At 29.6% G+C, this 17,608-nt stretch carries 14 protein-coding genes; all 14 read left to right on the top strand.

Going from position 1 to position 17,608, the window contains the following annotated elements:
* Window positions 1-55: 55 nt before the first annotated feature.
* The 14 genes from CLPUN_RS03680 (at window position 56) to CLPUN_RS03615 (ending at window position 17,597) form a co-directional block, all read left to right on the top strand.
* Window positions 56-1,717, top strand: coding sequence for a peptide ABC transporter substrate-binding protein (locus CLPUN_RS03680; RefSeq protein ID WP_077846025.1), 1,662 nt, complete (start codon window positions 56-58; stop codon window positions 1,715-1,717).
* 618 nt (window positions 1,718-2,335) lie between these two features.
* Window positions 2,336-4,072 carry an ABC transporter substrate-binding protein gene (locus CLPUN_RS03675; RefSeq protein WP_077846024.1) on the top strand — a complete coding sequence of 579 codons (1,737 nt, stop codon included), beginning with the start codon at window positions 2,336-2,338 and terminating at the stop codon, window positions 4,070-4,072.
* Between the two features lie 102 nt (window positions 4,073-4,174).
* Entirely contained in the window at window positions 4,175-5,137 is a 963-nt protein-coding gene (locus CLPUN_RS03670) for an ABC transporter permease (protein WP_077846023.1), read from the top strand.
* A gap of 11 nt (window positions 5,138-5,148) precedes the next feature.
* The gene (opp4C, locus tag CLPUN_RS03665) at window positions 5,149-6,078 is read left to right on the top strand and encodes an oligopeptide ABC transporter permease (RefSeq protein WP_423237277.1); all 930 of its coding nucleotides are present in this window, start codon (window positions 5,149-5,151) and stop codon (window positions 6,076-6,078) included.
* 11 nt (window positions 6,079-6,089) lie between these two features.
* Entirely contained in the window at window positions 6,090-7,085 is a 996-nt protein-coding gene (locus CLPUN_RS03660) for an ABC transporter ATP-binding protein (RefSeq protein ID WP_077846022.1), read from the top strand.
* Window positions 7,086-8,063: an ABC transporter ATP-binding protein gene (locus CLPUN_RS03655; protein WP_077846021.1), complete on the top strand. Its 978-nt coding sequence runs from the start codon at window positions 7,086-7,088 to the stop codon at window positions 8,061-8,063.
* Between the two features lie 58 nt (window positions 8,064-8,121).
* On the top strand, window positions 8,122-8,343 hold the full coding sequence (locus CLPUN_RS03650) for a hypothetical protein (RefSeq protein WP_077846020.1): 222 nt from the start codon (window positions 8,122-8,124) through the stop codon (window positions 8,341-8,343).
* A 90-nt stretch (window positions 8,344-8,433) separates the two neighbouring features.
* Window positions 8,434-9,939, top strand: a complete 1,506-nt coding sequence (locus tag CLPUN_RS03645) for a carboxypeptidase M32 (RefSeq protein ID WP_077846019.1) — start codon at window positions 8,434-8,436, stop codon at window positions 9,937-9,939.
* Window positions 9,940-10,883: 944 nt separating this feature from the next.
* Window positions 10,884-11,792, top strand: a complete 909-nt coding sequence (locus CLPUN_RS03640; RefSeq protein ID WP_077846018.1) for a D-2-hydroxyacid dehydrogenase — start codon at window positions 10,884-10,886, stop codon at window positions 11,790-11,792.
* Between the two features lie 20 nt (window positions 11,793-11,812).
* Window positions 11,813-13,069, top strand: a complete 1,257-nt coding sequence (locus tag CLPUN_RS03635; RefSeq protein ID WP_077846017.1) for a DUF1015 domain-containing protein — start codon at window positions 11,813-11,815, stop codon at window positions 13,067-13,069.
* A gap of 652 nt (window positions 13,070-13,721) precedes the next feature.
* Complete coding sequence (locus CLPUN_RS03630) at window positions 13,722-14,483, top strand: helix-turn-helix domain-containing protein (protein ID WP_077846016.1); 762 nt, start codon at window positions 13,722-13,724, stop codon at window positions 14,481-14,483.
* A gap of 174 nt (window positions 14,484-14,657) precedes the next feature.
* Complete coding sequence (locus CLPUN_RS03625; RefSeq protein ID WP_077846015.1) at window positions 14,658-15,005, top strand: P-II family nitrogen regulator; 348 nt, start codon at window positions 14,658-14,660, stop codon at window positions 15,003-15,005.
* 350 nt (window positions 15,006-15,355) lie between these two features.
* Complete coding sequence (locus CLPUN_RS03620) at window positions 15,356-16,441, top strand: polyamine ABC transporter substrate-binding protein (RefSeq protein WP_242954036.1); 1,086 nt, start codon at window positions 15,356-15,358, stop codon at window positions 16,439-16,441.
* Between the two features lie 25 nt (window positions 16,442-16,466).
* On the top strand, window positions 16,467-17,597 hold the full coding sequence (locus CLPUN_RS03615) for an ABC transporter ATP-binding protein (protein WP_423237278.1): 1,131 nt from the start codon (window positions 16,467-16,469) through the stop codon (window positions 17,595-17,597).
* The last annotated feature ends 11 nt before the right edge of the window (window positions 17,598-17,608 follow it).

Here is a 17,608-nt window from a genome sequence, read left to right as displayed (position 1 = left end):
AATAACTTAAACAGATATTATAAATAAATAATAATTAATTAAGGGGGAATATACAATGAAAACAATCAAAGTGAAAAAACTTTGTGCAGTGGCATTGGCAGCGACTCTTGGACTTTCAATTTTAACTGGTTGTGGTTCGAAAACTGATGACAAAGCAGCAACAACTGCAAGCAAACAAGAAATAACTTATAATCTAGGAGCAGATCCAAGAACTCTAGATCCAGCATTATGTACAGATACTACAGGATCTAGTATATTATCAAATTCTTTTGCAGGTCTATGCGAATTAGATGATAAGGAAAAAGCGGTTCCAGGAGAAGCTGAAAAATGGGATGTATCTGATGATAAATTAACATATACGTTCCATTTAAAAAAGGATCTTAAATGGTCAAATGGAGATCCAGTTAAGGCAAGTGATTATGAATATGAATGGAAGAGATTATTGAATCCTGAAACAGCATCTGAATATGCATATCAATTATACTATCTAAAGGGTGGTCAGGCATATAATGAAGGAAAAGGAAGTGCAGATGCCGTTGGAGTTAAAGCAACTGATGATAATACGTTAGTAGTTACTTTAGAAGGACCAACTCCATATTTCTTAGAATTAACAGCACAGCCATACTATTTCCCAGTAAATCAAAAGGTTGTTGAAAGTAATAAAGAATGGGCAGCTGATGCAAAAACATTAGTTTCAAATGGTCCGTTTAAAATTACAGAATATACAATTAAAGATAAGGTAGTTTTAGAAAAAAATGATAACTACTATGACAAGGATAAAGTAAAACTTAGCAAATTAACAATGAAGTTTGTTGCAGAAGAAACTTCAGCGTGGGCAAGTTATAAATCAGGTCAATTCGATGTGGTTGATACAGTACCAAAGTCTGATATACAAGGTGCATTAAAAGATGGAAGTGCTAAAAAATTCCCTAACGTAGCAACTTATTTCTTATCAATAAATGTTTCTGATAAAGCAAAAGAAGTAGATCCAAATGCAGCTAAAGTATTAAGTGATCCAAAGGTAAGAAAAGCGTTAAGCATTGCTATAGACAGAAAAGCAATTGTTGAAAATGTTACTAAGGGCGGTCAAGTTCCAGCTCATGGTGTAATACCATTAGGAGTTTTAGGTCCAGATGGAAAAGAATATAATGAAAAAACTTCATACTTTGGTGAAACTGCTGATATAGAAGGTGCTAAGAAATTATTAGCTGAAGCTGGATATCCAGATGGTCAAGGGTTACCAGGATTACAAATACTTTATAACCCAGAATCAGGTCATGGTGATACAATGCAAGCTATTCAAGATATGTGGAAGAAGATTGGAGTAAATGCTGAACTTCAAAGCCAAGAATGGAAAGTATTCTTAACAACAAGAGTTCAAAAGCAATATGAAATCGCTAGAGATGGATGGAACGCTGACTATGTAGATCCAATGACATTCTTAGATATGTTCGTATCAACTTCAGCTCAAAATAATTGTGGATATAATAATCCAAAGTTTGATGCTGTAATTAATGCTGCGAAGCAAGAATTAGATGCAAACAAGAGATTTGATTTATTACATCAAGCAGAAGACATGTTAATGGCAGATATGCCTATTATTCCTCTATACTACTATACTAGACCAATAGGAATAAAAGATTATGTTAAGGGTGTAAAAGTATCTGTAATGAATACTCTTTACTTTAAAAATGCTTATGTAGAAGGTAAAAAGTAATCTACAATGATTAATATATTTAGTATAATAATTAGATATAAATAATAAATATAAGAAACAAAGCTGTTTCAAATGCAATAGAGTATTTGAAGCAGCTTTTTTTAATTATTAGAAATAATATAATTTCTTATATTTCTAAATTAAAACTTGGTGATGGGATAGCAGTATAAAATTTACTGTTTATATTAGAGTAAATTTGTAAATTGATAATGAAAAATTACTAATTTATTTGAGATAAAATATCGAAGAAAATTTAAAAAAATATGTAAGGTTTAATTATAAATGTAAATATAATAAGTAAAAGATGATTTATTATTAAATCTGTTAATATTCTAAATGAATTTTAATAAATATTGACATTATTGTATAAAAATATTAATATAATAAAGTATAGAAAAATATACTTTATTATAACTAATTTAGAAAATAAGTATATTATTGGATTATTTTTTATAACTATATAGTTGTTAAGCATAAGTATAGTTATTCCAATGATATTAAATATTGTATAAAATATCATGTAACCGCTGACATATCTATTAAAATTAATATGATGTGTTCATTTTTATAAATAAAAAGTTAATGTTCATATAATTTAAAGTGAAGAGGGGAAAAACTATGAAATTTAAAAAATTGTTAGTAACACTGTCAGTAATACTAGCTGTTTCTATGTTAGCAGGATGTGGACAAGGAGCTAGTACAACAACAGCAACAAATGGAGGAGAAAAAACTGCAGAAAAAACCGATTTATCATCTAAGATAGTTACAACTTATGAAGCAAAGGATATGAGTAAAAATCCAGATGCAGCAAAGAATAGAAAAGATACACTTATAATTGGTACAACCGCTCCAGATGGACTATTAAATGCATTATATCTTGGAGAAAGTGCATATGATGCATATATTATAGAAGCTATGTATGCACCGCTTATGGCGCCAACTAAAAATGGTGAAATAGAAGATTGGCTAACAGAAAGTCATTCTGTGTCAGAGGATGGATTAACATATACATTTAAAATTAAAAAAGATGCAAATTGGTCTGATGGAACTCCAATAACTGCAAAGGATATTGAATTTTCTATTAGAGTATGTTGTGATTCATCATACACTGGGTCATTAGATTATACTACAGGAAGAGTTAAAATAAAAGGATCAGCTGACTATAAAGCAGGAAAAGCTACTTCAATTTCTGGCATGAAGATTGTTGACGATAAGAATATATCTATAACTTTAGATGAAAAAAGTTCATCAGCGTTATATGTATTAGGTGGAACAGTTCCAGTTCCAGAAGCTTATTATAGCAAATACTATAAGCAAGGAAATACAGATGGTTTAAAGGAAACTTATACAAGACCAGGCCCAGCATCAGGTCCATATAAATTTGTAAATTATAAAGAAGGACAAGAAGTTGATCTTGAAGCAAATGATAAATGTGTTTTAGGTGTTCCTAAAGTAAAAAATCTTATATATAAAGTATGTACAGATGATACAAAAGTTTCAATGTTGCAATCAGGTGATATTGATTTAACAGATGTTACTGTTGGTACTGATAATGTAGAAAGTCTTGAAGGACTTGGATTTGCAGGATATCAATTATTTCCAACTAATGGATATGGATATATGGCATTTAATGAAGCAAAACCTCAATTTAAAGATAAAGCAGTAAGACAAGCATTAGCAACTGCGTTAAATAGAGAAAAGATTGCAAGTTCTGTTTATAATAAATATGCACATGTTATAAATGTACCTCAATCGCAAGTTTCATGGGTATATGCAGAAGGTAAAAATGATTATAAATATGATTTAGAAAAAGCTAAAAAGATGCTTGATGATGCTGGCTGGAAAGAAGGCAGTGATGGAATAAGAGAAAAAGATGGAGTAAAACTTGCAATTAACTTTACTGGTACATCAAATAATCCAGTAGTAGATTCAATTTTATCAGTTGCAACAGAAGATTGGAAAACACTTGGAGTTAAATTTACTAGTGAAAAAATGGACTTCACTTCTATGAGACAAAAACAAAAAGGTGGAGATTGGGATATGTTATTTATGGCTTGGAGCTTAATTGCAGATCCTAATGATATGGATATATATTCAACTAAAGGTTCACAAAATAAAACAAATTATTCAAATCCAAAGTTAGATGAAATCTATAAAAAGATTTCAGCTGAATTAGATAAAGATAAGCTAAAAGAATTATATAAAGAGTTATATACAGAAATAAATGAAGATCTACCATATATCTATATGTACCAAAGAAGTGATATGTGGGGATATAATGGAAGAGTTAAGGGCTTAGAAACTTCACCATATGTTGATTATACTTATAACTTGCAAAAGATAATTTTAGAATAAAAGACAAAGAAAAACAAAAGAGGCATTCAAATAGGAATGCCTCTTCAATAAGTTATGAGAAAAATGTACATAAAGTTAAAAATAGAAATGAGGAGATCGCTAATGATACAGTATACTGTAAAAAGAGTACTAAAAATGATACCTACATTACTTGTTATATCTGTTATTTTCTTTGCAATCGTTAATATGACACCTGGTGATTTTGTTGATGCAAAGGCTAATCCTAATATGAGTGCAGAGAAAATAGCGGATTTAAAAGCAATATATGGATTAGATAAACCAATACCAATTAGGTATGTTAACTGGGCAAAGAATGCAATTCAAGGTAACTTTGGAGATTCATTAAAATTTAAACAACCTGTTACTAGTGTATTAAAGAGTTACGTATGGAATTCCTTTAGCTTGGCAGCTATATCTTTTGCACTATCTTTATTAGTAGCAATACCGATTGGCATTATTTCAGCAACTAAGCAATATTCAGCCTTTGATAAGACTTTTACATTATTAACATTTATAAGTATATCATTACCTTCATTCTTTGTAGCATTGATTTCTATTAAGATTTTTTCTTTGGATTTAGCCATACTTCCAATTGGTGGGATGACGACAGCTGGATCAAAGGCTACTGGAATGGCTAATTTTCTTGATATTCTTAAACATATGTTTTTACCAGTTTTTTCATTGACATTAATTCAGATTGGTAGTTGGGTTAGGTATGTAAGAACCTCTATGCTTGAAGTTATAAGACAGGATTATATAAGAACAGCAAGAGCAAAAGGATTAAAAGAAAAAGTAGTTATTTACAAACATGCTCTTAGAAATGGGCTGATTCCTATAGTTACATTTATAGGAATGTCTATACCAGGACTTTTTGCAGGGGCAATTATAACAGAAACAATTTTCACTTGGCCAGGTATTGGCAAAATAGGATATGAAGCAATACTTAATAGAGATTATACCCTTGTTATGGGATTTAATATGTTTATGGCGGTGCTTACGCTACTTGGAAATTTATTGTCAGATATTTTATATGCAGTGGTTGATCCACGTATAAAATTAAAGTAAGGAGGGTGTAAATGATGGAAAATGTAATAAACAAAAAAAGTAAATCGGGTAATTCAAAAGATAAAGATCAAATCATTGAAACACCTGGTCAAATCGTTATAAAAAGACTGTTAAAAAATAAATTTGCAATGTTAGGTTTTGGTTTGTTAATAGCTATAATTCTATTTTCATTTATAGGTCCTTTATTTGTGCAATATGGGTATAATACTCAGTCGGACAATGTGAAAATGCCACCAAGCGCAGTTAATATATTAGGGACAGATTATTTAGGTAGAGATATGTTAGCAAGATTGATGTATGGTGGTAGAATTTCCATTTTAGTTGGAGTTGTATCAGTAGTAATAGAAATTATAATAGGTACATTAATTGGTGCAGCAGCAGGATATTATGGAGGAAGAGTTGATACTTTTTTAATGGCAATAACAGATATATTTTTAGCATTACCATTCTTACCTGTAATATTAGTTTTAGGTAGTTTAATGTCTGACTTGAAAGTTGGCAGTGAAATGAGAATATTTGCTTTAATGTTCATACTTGGAATATTATCATGGCCTTCAATTGCAAGGCTTGTTCGAGCTGAAATATTATCACTTAGAGAACAAGAATTTATGCAAGCTACTGAAGCTTTAGGACTTAAGGATATTAGAAAAATTGTTAAGCATTTAATTCCTAATGTTGTTCCAACTATAATTGTTAATGCTACACTTGGTGTTGCATCTGCAATATTGACAGAGTCTGCATTAAGTTATTTAGGGCTTGGTGTTACAGAGCCAATACCATCATGGGGGAATATGATGACAGTAGCAAATAAATTAGCTGATTTCCAGAAGAGGCAATGGCTTTGGATACCTCCTGGAGTTTGTATATTAGTAACAGTAATGGCAGTAAATCTTGTGGGTGATGGTCTTAGAGATGCACTTGATCCTAAGATGAAGAGATAGGAGGAAGAGGCATGAGTGATACTATATTAGAAGTAAAGAACTTAAAGACCTTTTTCAATGTAGAAGCTGGAATTGTAAAGGCAGTTAATGATGTTTCTTTTAACATAAAAAAAGGAGAAACAGTTTGTGTAGTTGGAGAATCAGGTTGTGGTAAATCAATAACATCTATGAGTATAATGGGATTAGTTACAAAGGACAATGGTTTTAATGATGGAGGAGAAATTCTTTTTGAAGGAAAGGATTTATTAAAATTATCAGAAGATGAAATGCGTGAAATAAGAGGTAAAGAAATTGCTATGATTTTTCAAGAGCCTATGAGTTCTCTAAATCCAACATTTACTATAGGGATGCAATTATCAGAGCCTCTAATAGTACATGAAGGTTTAAATAAAGCTGAAGCAAAGAAAAAATCCATAGACTTATTGAATCAAGTTGGAATTCCAAGAGCTGAAAAAATAATAGATTCTTATCCATATGAATTATCAGGTGGAATGAGACAAAGAGTTATGATTGCTATGGGACTTGCATGTAATCCTAAGATTTTAATTGCAGATGAGCCAACAACTGCATTAGATGTTACTATTCAAGCACAGATATTAGATTTAATGCGAAATATAAAGAAAGAAAAAGATACATCTATTCTTTTAATTACACATGACCTTGGTGTAGTTGCCGAAATGGCTGATTATGTTGTTGTAATGTATGCAGGAAAAGTAATTGAAGAAGGGGCTGTATTAGAAATATTTAAACAGCCATCTCATCCATATACAATGGGATTATTAAAATCTAAGCCGGTTATAACCAAAAGACAAGAAGAATTATATTCAATACCAGGACAAGTTCCGAATCCTGTTGGAATGAAAGACTCTTGCTATTTCTGTGAAAGATGTGATAAAGCTATTGATATTTGTAGAACTACTATACCAAGTCTAAAAACTATTGGAGAAAATCATAAGGTAGCTTGCTGGCTATTTGATGAAAACACACCTAAGGAGGAAAATAAGTAAATGGAAAATGAAGTAATATTAAAAGTTGAGAATCTAAAAAAATATTTTCCAATAAGGGGTGGGTTCTTCGGAAAAACTGTGGGAAATGTAAGAGCGGTAGATGACATTTCTCTTGAAATAAAAAAGGGTGAAACTCTTGGAATTGTTGGTGAATCTGGATGTGGTAAGTCTACAACTGGTAGAGCAATATTACAGTTGCTTAAACCAACTGACGGAAAAATTTATTTCAAAGGACAAAGAATTGATGGTATGAGAAAGAGCGAATTAAGAAGTATCAGACCTAAGATGCAATTAATATTTCAAGATCCGTATTCGTCTTTAAATCCAAGAATGACTGTTGGACAAATAATTGGAGAAGCATTAATTGATCATGGAATAGTTAAAAAAGAGAATATCAGAGCTAAGGTACTTGAAGTTATGGAAATGTGTGGACTTGCAGAGTATCAAATTGATAGATTTCCTCATGAATTTTCAGGTGGTCAAAGGCAAAGAATAGGTATTGCAAGAGCTTTAGCTTTAGATCCAGAATTTATAGTGGCTGATGAGCCGGTATCAGCTTTAGATGTTTCAATACAAGCTCAAATAATAAATTTATTAGCAAAGCTTCAAAAAGAAAAAGGATTTTCATATATGTTTATTTCTCATGATCTTTCTGTTGTTGAACATCTTTGTAATAGAGTTGGCGTTATGTATCTTGGCTCAATGATGGAACTTGCAGATAAAGATAGATTGTTTGATAATCCATTACATCCGTATACAAAGGCATTACTTTCGGCAATCCCGATTCCAGATCCAACTGCTAAGAGGGAGCGAATAATATTGCAAGGAGATATACCATCTCCAGCCAATCCACCAGCAGGATGTAAATTTAATACAAGATGCCCTTATAGAGAGGAAATTTGTTCTAAAGTAATTCCAGAGTATAGGGAAATAGAAAAAAATCATTTTGTAGCTTGTCATAGAGCAACTGAAATATAAATAAAGGATGCAGAAGTAATTAAAGTATATAGTGATAATATAGTTGGAGGTAAATTTAGTGAAACTATTTAACAGAAGATATGAAAAGTTAGAAGATGAGATTAAAAATAAAGAAGCCAGAAAAGAAGAATTCAAAAAATTGAAAGATGAAAATCTTGGAGGGCGAGATGTTTTTGCGCTTATTATAGCTATGTTTCAATTAATAATACCATTTGCAATAGGTATTATTGTAATATATTTTCTAATTATACTATTTATAACTAAGGTTTGGATGGCATAGATAACTAGAATAGTCTCATAATGAAGTAATATTTCATGCTCCGATACTATAGCAATAATAAAATAAATAACATTGAAGGGTGATTATGTGATGAATAAAAAAATAGAAAAAAAGTTAATAGAAGTAAAAGAACATATTACCAAAATTGAAGAATTAAATAAATTATCTGCACTTGTCTATTGGGATATGAAGATTTCAATGCCAAAGAAGTCATTAGAACAAAGATCAAATACCCTTGGATATTTATCTGGAGAAGTATTCAAATTATCAACAGGTTTAGAAGTGAAGGGATTTATTGAATATTTTATGCCTATAATTAAAGAATTATCATTAATAGATAAGGCAATGATAAGAAAGTTAAAAAAAGATTATGATGAGACAAAAAAGATACCAGAACAAAGATACAAGGAATTTACAATAGCAACATCATTATCGGAGGCAGCATGGGAAGAAGCTAGAAAAAAAGATGACTTTAAAATATTTGAACCGCATTTGGAAAAAATGGTTGAATTCCAAAGAGAATTTGCAGATTATTATGGTTATAAAGAAAATAAATACGATGCATTACTTGATAAGTATGAAGAAGGAATGACTATTAGAAAATTAGATAAGATATTTGAAGAACTAAAAGAAGGTATATTAAATATACTAGAGTATATAAAAAAGAGTGATAAAAAAATAAATAAAGATTTTCTTGAAGATAAATTTAAAATAAAAAGACAAAAGAAATTAAGTTTATTTTTGTTAAATAAAATAAAGTTTGATATGGAAGCTGGTAGATTGGATGAAACAACGCATCCATTTACACTTGATATTGGAAATAAAGATGTTAGGATAACAACACATTATAATAAAAAAGATTTATTATCAAATGTATTTAGTGTTATTCATGAGGGTGGACATGGACTATATGAGCAGCATATTTCTGATGAATTAATTGGAACAGGTCTTGAACATGGCGCTTCTATGGGAATACATGAATCGCAGTCTAGACTTTATGAAAATATTATTGGAAGAAGTAAAGAATTCTTAAAGGTAATTTTACCATTTATAAAAGAGGAATTTCCTAGTCTGAAGAATGTAAAATTAGATAAATTCTATGAGGCAGTAAATTATGTTAAGCCATCACTAATTAGAACGGAAGCAGATGAATTAACTTATAGTTTACATGTAATTATAAGATATGAGATCGAAAAGCAGTTAATTAATGGTGATATTGAAGTAAAAGATCTTCCAAGAATCTGGAGAGAAAAATATATAGAATATTTAGGAGTAGAACCTAAAACAGATAGTGAAGGGGTTTTACAAGATATGCATTGGTCTGCTGGAAATTTTGGATATTTCCCAAGCTATGCATTAGGAAACATATATGGAGGACAATTTTTATATAAAATATTAGAAGAAAATAAAGATGCTATAAACAATTTAGTAGATGGAGATCTTAGTTATATTAATAATTGGCTAAGTGACAATATTCATAAGCATGGAGCTATATACACACCAGAAGAATTAGTTAAGAAAGTTACAGGTGAAGAAATCTCAACTAAATATTTCTTAAGGTATTTAGAGGAGAAATATAAAAGTATATATATATAAAATCAAGACATTTATATGAGAAAGCTTGTGCAGCTATAATGTTTGGAGTATACAAATATTTAAAGGATAATAATATTAAGGGTCAAAATACTATTTTATTTTAATTAGTAACTATGAAGAACTTGGATAGGGTATATTAATTATTCTATAAGAAGTCGATGAATTTTTAGTAAAGGTAAAAAATAATTTAAAATTAAAATAAAAAGAAAAGTCGTTTTAAATAATTACATTCAAAGCAGCTTTTCTTCTTTTAAAATTATAATACAAGTTTTATTCAACATATAATTTTTAGGATTATTTTTAAAACATTCTAATCTAATTTTATAAACATTTTTCTATAATACAGTATTTTTATCAGTGATGGTTAGTTCTAAGTTTTCTCTAATTCATTAAAATCTTTCATAGAAAGTTCAAGATTATAAATATCTAAAGGTAAGATATTTATCCTTATGAGCAAAGTTTTAACACAATTATATAACCACCTCCATTTGCATATTTATGTAGTAAGATGCTATTGAGAAGTAGATTAGAGTTTGATGTTAATTTACTAAAACAGAACCTAATATAATTATAAGAAGTATAAAACTAGCAATCAAAGTTATTATTAAATTAATAAAGTCTTGAACTGATAGCAAATAAGTAGTAAAATATAAAAAATAACTATGTAATATATATTAAATTAATAATAAAATTATTTTCAAAGTATGGTGTATTTTTTTTGCATTACAATTCAGATAGTTTTGATGGGATATATGTATTTTGAGTTTTGTTATTGTTTTATTTATATAAAAATATTTTGGGATAGTTAACATGGAGTGCTCTATTATGAAATAGTTAAGTGAGTAATATTTGTGTTAAAATATAGCAACAATACATAAGGAATAGAATTTTGTATTGTAATAATTAGCAATAAGCATATTTAAATCAAGGGGGATTTTAAAAAAATGATTAGAGTATTAACAAACGACGGATTAGAAAGTGCATCAATTGAAGCATTAAGATTATTGGGTGTAGAGGTTATTAATGAACACATTGAGCAAGATGTGCTAGGAGAAAGATTAAAAGATTTCGATGCTATAGTTATTAGATCAGCTACTACTCTTACTTCTGATGTATTTAAAGCAGAAGAAGGCGGAAAATTAAAATTAGCTATTAGAGCTGGTGTTGGAATAGATAATATAGATATTCCTGCTGGGGAAAGTGTTGGAGTAACTGTAAGAAATACTCCATCAGCAAGTTCAGATTCAGTTGCAGAGCTTGCAATTGGCCATATGTTTGCATTAGCAAGATTTATTGCTATTTCTAACTACACCATGAGGAATGGTGAATGGAATAAAAAGAAATATCAAGGAACTGAAATTGCAGGTAAAACGCTTGGAATTGTTGGAATGGGAAGAATCGGTCAATCTTTAGCTAAAAAGGCTACAGCTTTAGGTATGACTGTTATATATTACACAATTGAAGGAAAATATGAGGATTTAGATTATGATTTTGTATCATTAGAAGAAATATTAAAGAATTCAGATTATATTTCACTTCATGTACCATATGATAAGGTTGCTGGTTCATTAATTGGAAAGAAAGAATTAGAAGCAATGAAGAATACAGCTTATCTTATTAACTGTGCTAGAGGTAAAGTAGTTGACGAAGCAGCATTAATTGAAGCTCTTGATAAGGGAGAAATTGCTGGAGCAGGTATTGATGTATTTGAACAAGAGCCGACTAAGAACGAAACATTAATTAACCATCCAAAGGTTAGTGTAACACCACACATTGGAGCTGCAACAGAAGAAGCTCAAACAAGAATTGGTGAAGAGGTAGTTTCAGTAATTAAAGAATTCTTTAATCTATAATTATTTGGGAGGAAATTTTAATGGCAGTAGTTAAAGCTTTCAAGGGAATAAGACCAGTTAAAGAATTAGCTTCAAAAATAGCGGCTTTACCTTATGATGTAATGAACAGCGATGAAGCAAGAGAAATGGTAATTGGAAATCCACATTCATTTCTTCATGTTGATAGACCGGAAATAGATTTGGATCCATCAGTTGATATACATGATCCCAAGGTGTATGAAAAGGCTAGAGAAAATCTTGATAGAATGATAACAAATGGAGAATATACTCAAGATGAGCGGCCATGTTTATACATATATAGACAAATAATGAATGGAAGATCTCAAACAGGGATAGTATTTTGTGCTTCTATCGATGATTATATGAATAATATCATTAAGAAACATGAATTTACTAGAGCTGATAAAGAAGAGGATAGAATTAATCATGTTGATTATTGTGATGCAAATACAGGGCCTATATTCTTAACATATAAAGAAGACCAAATTGCATCAGAAATAATAGATGCTTGGATTCAAAATGAAAGTAAGAGAAAACCTATTTATAATTTTGTCGCTGAAGATGGAATAACTCATATTGTTTGGATAATTGATAATGAAATTATCATAAATGAAATAGTTGATTTATTTAAAGAAGTAGATTACTTATATATTGCAGATGGCCATCATAGATCAGCATCTGCGGTGAAGGTTGGACTAAAAAGAAGAACAGAAAATCCCAATTATACTGGTGATGAAGAATTTAATTACTTCTTAGCAGTTGCATTTCCAGATAATGATTTGATGGTTATGGATTATAACAGAGTAGTTAAGGATTTAAATGGTTTAACTAAAGATGAGTTAATAGGAAAACTTCAAGAAAAGTTCACTATAACAGAAGTAACTAGTGAGGAACCAGTTAAACCAGCTAAAAAGCATACCTTTGGTATGTATGTAGAAAATAAATGGTATGTATTAGAAGCTAAAGACGGTATTTATAATCCTGAAGATCCAATAGATAGCCTTGATGTTGCAATACTTCAAAATAACATCTTAACGCCTATTTTAGGTATAGAAGATGTAAGAACCTCAGATAGAATAGATTTCATTGGAGGAATCAGAGGTCTTAAAGAGCTTGAAAAACGAGCTAATAAAGACATGAAAATAGCATTTTCAATGTATCCTACTGAAGTTAGAGATATAATGAGCGTTGCAGATATAGGTGAAGTAATGCCACCAAAATCTACATGGTTTGAACCTAAGCTTAGAAGTGGATTATTTGTTCATAAGTTAAAATAATTGTCCACGTCAAAAAAAATTAACTAAGAAATAAAAAAGATAAAAGAATTAAGAGTATAAAGGCGATAAAAATAAAGCCTATGAATAAGATTTTATGATTTCAAATTTATGCTCTTTTTTTTGTGTTTAAAATTCCTTTTCTGAGAATAAATTTTTCATTGTAGCATAGAATCATATTGAAATAATGTTTATTTGTTACAAAAGTTTTGAATTATATATGCTACGATTTCGATTATTCAACCAAATTAAATTACTATACAAACTTAATTGAAACGTATATATGTTTCAATTAAGTTTATATAGTAAAGTTAGTACCAGATGCTAATATGGTTTTATTGTAAAATCATTATTGCAACCTATATATTAAAACAATTATATTATATTTATAGAATGAAATTTATATAAATAAGTTTAAAAGAATATTTATATAAATATACTCCTAAAGAAGTATAAAATTATAAAAAAATAGTCAAATGATAATATTGAAAGAAATATATTTAGCGAGTAAAATATAAATAATATAAGTGTGCAGAGAGGCATATGTAATACTTTAATGAGTAAGTACATATGCCTTTCATTATTTAAATCATATTGATTCGATAGTTTGATCTCTATACTTAATCAATAATTTAGGAAGAAAGGAGTTTAGTGTATGCGTAGCTTAGAGACAAATGACTGGATGGTTATTAACAACATTATTTATCAAATTAATTCAATTGAAGACTGTGTTACTATGAGAAAAAATTTTCTTACACAAATGGGTTTGATTTTAAACTTTGATAGTGCTGATTTTTATATTGCATCAGAATTAAACAGCCATACTTTGACTAATCCAGTTTTCTACAATTACGAACCTAAACCAGATGAAGATTATATGGACAAGTATGATAGCATAGATTATAGCAGAGGATTAATGTTTGGTGGAAGAAGTAAAGTATATAGAGAAAGTGACATTATTTCAGAGGAAAAGAGAGTAGAAACAGAATATTATAAAAAATATTTTGAACCTAATAATTGGCACCATACATTAAATATGATCTTATCATATAAAAATCAATTTGTTGGAGTAGTATGTTTTTTTAGACTAAAAGGAAAAAAGGATTTTGTATATGAAGATTCTTTTGTACTAGATATTATAAAGGAACATCTAGCATTTAGGTTGTATCAGGATTTAAATAATAATTCAATGAAAAATGAAAAAATATCTGTTTCTGAGTGTGCAGGGATTTATGGGTTAACTAAACGAGAGGAAGCTGTTTTGCATGAACTTATGAATGGTTTAGATAATAATGAAATTAGTATTAAGTTCTGTGTTACAAATAATACCTTAAAGAAGCACATTTTAAATATTTACAGAAAATTAGAGGTTAAAAACAGGGTTCAAATATTTAAAATGGTTAGAGAACAAGAATAGACAATAATACCTACTTCTTTATAAGTATTTATATCTTAAAAAGTATAATTAAAATGGTGTTTTTGGTCAATTGTTAGGAAAAGACTTTGATATTATACTATTCACAAGAAGTAGTAGTGCATATTAATTAGAATAAATTTAATATAATTTAAGAATCGGGGAAGGGGTAGTTTTATGAAAGAGATAGTATTGATAATTAGACCAGAAAAATTAGAAATTGTTAAAAGCATTTTAGATGAATACCATTGTGGAGGAATGACAATTTCAACAGCTATGGGATGCGGAACACAAAGAGGTTCTTTAGATGGAGTTAATGAAATTAAAGGGTTAAAGACAAATATTAATTTATTACCAAAGGTTAAAGTTGAAGCAGTAGTAGAAGATGGCAAGGTGGAAGATATTTTTTTAGCTATAGTAGAGAAGGTTAGTACTGGTAATGTAGGTGATGGTAAAGTCTTTATAAGGAACATCGAGGAAGCTCTACGCATAAGAACAGGTGAAAGAGGAATTAAGGCTTTATAGACATAAATAGAATTAAATCTAAAGGCAATTGACGTAAAATCAACAATAATACAAGTTTGTTATAAACATAAATATATTTAAATGCAAAGGTGCATGAAGATAAAGAGATCTTTATGCATCTTTTTATTTTCAAAATCTATGTAAAATATTTTTAGTTAAGATAGAGAAATTTATCAAGTAAAACTTGATTCAGGTGGGATTTGATCCCAATCTAAATCTTAGTTGAACTTATACCCTCAAGGGGCACAATATCCAGAAGCGTGCAGCTGTTATCCCCCACTTAAAGAAGAGGGCGTATTACGGATTCTAGCTATCGGATAAAATGATATTTATTAGAAGGAGTGAGTTATATGATAAGAAAAGAAAAAATAAAGAAATTTATGGCTGGGATAATGATTGGAGTTATGGTTACTTTGAGTTTGACAGGATGCGGTACAACAGATAAATCCGCTTCTAATGAAAGTGCTAGTGCAAGCAAGGAAATAAATGTTATTTGTTGGTCAGAATATTTACCAGACGAAGTTTTAAAAGGCTTTGAAGAAAAGTATGGACTTAAAGTAAATCTGACTACATATACCGATCCAGATGAAATGCTTGCTAAGGTTAAATCAAGTAGTAAAGGAACTTATGACATGATTATTGGTCCAGCACAAGATACTCAAATATTAAAATCTCAAGATTTGATTCAAAAGCTGGATACAAGTAAAATAGAAAATTTTAAAAACATCGATGAGCAATATTTAAAGGAATCAAATGATCCTAAAAATGAATACACTATTCCTTATTTAGGGACAAGCATACTTATTGCAGTTAACACAGATAAGATTAAAGATGACATAAAATCATATAAAGATTTATTAGATCCTAAATATAAAGATACAATGGTTGTTGTTGAAGATGCTAGACCTATTGTTGGTATTGGGTTAATGGCAAATAATTATAAAATAAATGATACAAGTGATGAGGGATTAAAGAAAGCAGAGGATTTCTTAACAAAATTAAAACCAAATATTCATGCATTTAATGGTGATAGTCCAAAAACTTTGTTATTAAACGGTGAATGTTCCTTAGGTCTTGTTTATGGTGGTGAATGTGCTTTAGCAACAAAAGAAAACCCAGCAATTAAAGTAGTATATCCACAAGAAGGTATTTATTTTACTTTTGATATGATGATGAAAACAAAGGGTGGTAAGAATTCTGATAATGCAGATTTATTAATGAATTATATTTTAGATCCAGAAGTAAGTGCTACTATTTCAAAAAGCTTCCCATATGTAAATCCTAATAAAGCTGCGAGAGACACTTTAGGTGATGAATTTAAGAATAATAAAATTATGAACATTCCAGCAGAAGAAATTAAAAAGAGTCAAGGTTTAACAGATATTGGAGAAAGTGTATCAAAGATAGTTGACTTATGGACTAAATTTAAGGGCTAATTGGCAAAACTAAAGATTTGGGGGGATTAATTTGGAAGCTATAGTAAAAATAAATAATGTAAATAAAAAATATGGGGATAATCACGTAGTTAGGAACTTATTCCTTGAAATAAAACAAGGTGAATTTTTAACTATGCTTGGTCCATCAGGTTGTGGTAAGACCACAACCTTGAGGATGATAGCGGGCTTTGAAACACCTACAAGCGGAAATATTTACATTGAAGGTCAAGAAATTCAAGATACTGAACCTTATGAACGTGAAGTAAATACAGTATTTCAAAACTATGCTTTATTTCCTCATATGAGTATTTACGATAATTTAGCCTTTGGCTTATCAGTAAAGAAGGTTAATAAAGAAGAAATTAAGAAGCGTGTTACAGAAATCCTTGAACTTGTGCAATTAGTAGGTTTTGAAAATAGAAAACCAGACCAACTATCAGGTGGACAAAAACAAAGAGTTGCAATAGGAAGGGCTATAATAAATAAACCAAAGGTTTTGCTACTGGATGAACCTTTAGGAGCGTTAGATTTAAAATTAAGAAAGCAAATGCAATTTGAATTAAAGCGTCTTCAAAAGAAGCTTGGAATTACTTTTATTTATGTTACACATGATCAAGAAGAAGCGCTTACCATGAGCGATAGAATTGCAATCATGTATGGTGGTGACTTAGAACAAATAGGTACACCAAAGGAAATATATGAAAAACCAAAATCTAAATTTGTAGCAGATTTTATTGGAGAATCAAATATTTTTTATGGAGTTGCAGACAGCATAGAAAATGATTTATTAAACGTGAAATTGGAAAATGGAAATGCTATAGCAGCAGACGCTAATGTAAAGAATAATGAAATAATTTATATTTTAGTTAGACCTGAAAATATAAAATTATCTAAAGTGCCAGTAGAAGGATTTACACTTTTAGGAAAGGTTAAAGAACATGTATATATTGGAAATGTAAATAAAACGATTATTATTCTTCCAACAGGAATGGAAGTTAAAATGAACACTAATCCAAAAGCAGAGTTATTAGAGATAGGTTCAGAAATATGTGTTTATTGGGATAAAGAAGATGCCGTGGTTATTAAATCACAAAGCCAAGAAGTTTTTAATGTTATAGATAACCCTATATTTACAGAAGAAAATCAAGTGAAGTAGGAGGGAGCTAG

Source organism: Clostridium puniceum, from assembly GCF_002006345.1.
Taxonomy (GTDB): domain Bacteria; phylum Bacillota; class Clostridia; order Clostridiales; family Clostridiaceae; genus Clostridium; species Clostridium puniceum.
This window is presented reverse-complemented; position numbering and strand designations above follow the sequence as displayed.